This is a genomic window from Myxococcus sp. CA051A (genome assembly GCF_013336705.1).
Lineage (GTDB): Bacteria > Myxococcota > Myxococcia > Myxococcales > Myxococcaceae > Myxococcus > Myxococcus llanfairpwllgwyngyllgogerychwyrndrobwllllantysiliogogogochensis.
Window position 1 is genome coordinate 1 of the sequence record NZ_JABUMS010000075.1, and the last position, 591, is coordinate 591.

Sequence of the window (591 nt, forward strand, 5' to 3'; positions counted from 1 at the left end):
TCATCCGCACGGATGAGCGCACGTGGCGCATCCTCTGGACGCTGCACCACCTCATCGTGGATGGATGGAGCCTCGGGCTCCTCTTCCAGGAACTCTTCACCACCTACGAGCAGGTCCGCTCCGGCCGGCTCCCGGCGGAGAGTGAGTCGACCTCCTTCCGCGACTACATCGCCTGGCTTCAGCGCCAGTCCCTGGAGCCCGCGGAGCACTACTGGCGCAAGACGCTGCGTGGCTTCACCGCGCCCACGCCCTTGCCCGGTGCGCTTCCCCGAAGCCCGGACTCGGTGCTCCGGCGTCAGCACCTGAATGTCTGGCTGCCCGCGCAACTCACCGCGGACCTCCAGGCCTTCGTGCGCCAGCACCACCTCACCCTCAATGCACTGGTCCAGGCCGCTTGGACGCTGGTGCTCTCACGTCACACCGGTGAGCACGACATCCTCTTCGGCGCCACCACCTCGGGTCGCTCCGCCGACGTCTCCGGCATCGAGCACGCCGTCGGCCTCTTCATCAACACACTGCCCGTCCGCATCTTCGTCGACGAAGACGCCACCGCGCTCTCCTGGCTCCAGCAGCTCCACACCCAGCAGCTCG

1 protein-coding gene is annotated in these 591 nt (G+C 67.5%); it reads left to right on the plus strand.

The window, feature by feature from the left end; translation table 11 throughout:
• Positions 1–591 (plus strand): condensation domain-containing protein (locus tag HUA74_RS47030; protein ID WP_254625569.1); only part of this gene is annotated, 591 nt, incomplete at both ends.